The sequence below is a fragment of the Aerosakkonema funiforme FACHB-1375 genome, assembly GCF_014696265.1.
Taxonomy (GTDB): Bacteria; Cyanobacteriota; Cyanobacteriia; order Cyanobacteriales; family Aerosakkonemataceae; genus Aerosakkonema; species Aerosakkonema funiforme_A.
Genome location: NZ_JACJPW010000228.1, coordinates 1 through 2,411, shown reverse-complemented (window position 1 = coordinate 2,411; position 2,411 = coordinate 1). Strand labels below are relative to the sequence as shown.

Here is a 2,411-nt window from a genome sequence, read left to right as displayed (position 1 = left end):
CCCCAAGCAGACTACGAAGACGCCGTTCGACAAGCGAAAAAATATATCCAGGCTGGTGATATTTTTCAAGCTAATCTATCTGTACGGTTTGAGGCTCGGACAACCGCTTCGAGTTGGTCAATTTATCGAGCTTTGCAGGAAATCAATCCTTCTCCCTTCGCCAGTTATTGGCAGACACCTTGGGGAGCTGTAATCAGTTGTTCTCCAGAAAGATTGGTGAAGCTGGAGGAACGTCAGGCGCAAACTCGACCGATCGCAGGTACGCGATCGCGCTCCTCAGATCCTACTCAAGATAGACGACAAGCTGAAGATTTACTGGCAAACCGCAAAGAAAACGCCGAACACATCATGCTGGTAGACTTGGAACGCAACGATTTAGGGCGAGTTTGCCAGTGGGGATCGGTAGTTGTCGATGAATTGCTTACTATAGAACGTTACAGCCACGTCATGCACTTGGTTAGCAACATCGTCGGTACACTGCGATCGGATTGCGATTCTGTAGACTTGATCGGGGCGATGTTCCCCGGCGGTACGATTACCGGCTGTCCCAAAGTCCGGTGTATGGAGATTATCGAAGAACTCGAACCGGTGCGTCGCAGTTTATTCTACGGCTCCTGTGGCTATCTCGATCGGCGCGGTCACCTAGACTTAAACATCCTCATCCGCACCCTTTTATTTTCCTCCCCCGCTTTCCCCCTCTCCTCACCTCAAAACATCGTTTGGGGTCAAGTAGGCGCTGGGATCGTTGCTGACAGCGATCCGGAGAAAGAATGGTACGAATCTCTTGACAAAGCTCAAGCTCAATTGGCGGCTCTATCCCACGCCGAAATACCCATCCAGAGTAAGGGGAAGAGCGCCAAACCTTGAATAGGTAATGGTAACAAACAAATCCCCAGGAAATTGGTAACGAATTATCTTTGGTTAAATCAATGTTGCCAACTCTCTAATATGAGCCCGCATTGCTATAAAGTAATGGGATGAAAAGTTGAGATACACTGTTTGGCACATCCGTCAAAATACCCAACTTGTCTAGATCCCCTCTACCTAAGCTGGTGTCGATCGTGTTGGCGATAAATTTGCACTCTTAATCTGAGTCAATACCAAACAACACAACGCAATACAGCAGTAAGAAAGGCAAGAGAGCGACAAAATCGCCCCCAGACGAACTCGTTGCTAGACTAAAGCTGGTGTCGGCAAGACGCAACTAAAGCCCTGCCTCTGGCAAAGGGTGCTAGATCGAAGGGAAGCAAGATAAGAGGGCGATCTAAACGAGTGCAATTCAAGTCTATCTCTACGGCTTAGGGATTGATTTTGGCACCTGCCGATCGATTCACCCCATCTGCCAGGTGTCCGAGTGCCCATCCCTTGTTAATTTTTATAGCTGGAATGAGGATTAATCGGCTTAGGCTGAAGAATGAATGAAAACACAGAGACATACCTAAATCATCCGACATTTGGTTTGCTTTACCGAGTGTGTACGCTAGAAGAAAACAAGGAATTGTTCACTACACTCTACGCGCAACGCTTATTTTTTTTAGTCACTACTACACCTGCTGGCATCACTTGCGAGCCGATTAGCCGTTCCGATTCTCGCCTCTTGGTAGAAAATCGTCTGCGATCGTTGCGTCGCAGCGGCCAAATACAGGAGTACGATAAGCTCATGGTCGTTCACCACCGCACATTTCAATGATCGGCTCTCATTTAGATGAGGCGATCGCCTCTCGCATAGCCCTCGTCCGCCAACAGCTACCCGAATCTGTCCGTTTAATTGCTGTCACCAAACAGGTGTCGATCGATGCTATGCGCTCTGCTTATGCAGCTGGAATACGGGATTTTGGCGAAAGCCGCGTCCAAGAAGCAGAAGCCAAGCAATTACAGCTGCAAGATTTACCGGATATCACCTGGCATTTGATCGGACATCTGCAAAGCAATAAAGCTAAAAAAGCTTTGGCGCATTTTCAGTGGATTCATTCGTTGGACAGTTTAAAATTAGCCCAGGAACTCGATGCCAAGGCGGGAGCGCTTTTACAACAACCGCAAGTTTGTCTGCAAGTCAAACTTTTACCCGATCCGAACAAATACGGTTGGACAGTTCCGCAACTGATAGCAGATCTGAGCGAACTCGATCGGTGTCAAAATATACAAATTCTTGGGTTAATGACTATTCCTCCCTTAGATTTGCCACAAGCGGAAATCTTGGCATTGTTTCACAGTACGCGGGAATTGGCCGAGAAGATCCAGGGGCAAAATTGGTCGCGCATACAAATGCAGCACCTATCAATGGGTATGTCTGACGATTATCTGCTGGCGGTACAAGCGGGTGCGACGATGGTGCGTTTGGGACGAACTTTATTTGGGGAAAGGGGCTAGGGCGTCGGGCGTCGGGACTGGGGAAGAGGGAAAAAGGATAG

The 2,411-nt window shown here is 48.4% G+C and carries 3 protein-coding genes; all 3 read left to right on the top strand.

Features of this window, described 5'->3' with window-relative positions:
• Positions 1-867: chorismate-binding protein (locus H6G03_RS37075; RefSeq protein ID WP_190475942.1), on the top strand; the 867-nt coding region annotated here is incomplete at its 5' end.
• A gap of 547 nt (positions 868-1,414) precedes the next feature.
• Positions 1,415-1,690: a transcriptional coactivator PipX gene (gene pipX / locus H6G03_RS37070; protein ID WP_190475940.1), complete on the top strand. Its 276-nt coding sequence runs from the start codon at positions 1,415-1,417 to the stop codon at positions 1,688-1,690.
• Positions 1,687-2,370 (top strand): YggS family pyridoxal phosphate-dependent enzyme, encoded by a 684-nt coding sequence (locus tag H6G03_RS37065; RefSeq protein WP_190475938.1) that lies wholly within the window; start codon positions 1,687-1,689, stop codon positions 2,368-2,370. The genes pipX and H6G03_RS37065 overlap by 4 nt, the downstream gene beginning before the upstream one ends.
• Positions 2,371-2,411 lie beyond the last annotated feature (41 nt).

Excerpts from the sequence above, each read along its gene's own strand:
- pipX (WP_190475940.1), top strand. The coding sequence starts at position 1,415 with ATGAATGAAAACACAGAGACATACCTAAATCATCCGACATTTGGTTTG.
- H6G03_RS37065 (WP_190475938.1), top strand. The coding sequence starts at position 1,687 with ATGATCGGCTCTCATTTAGATGAGGCGATCGCCTCTCGCATAGCCCTC.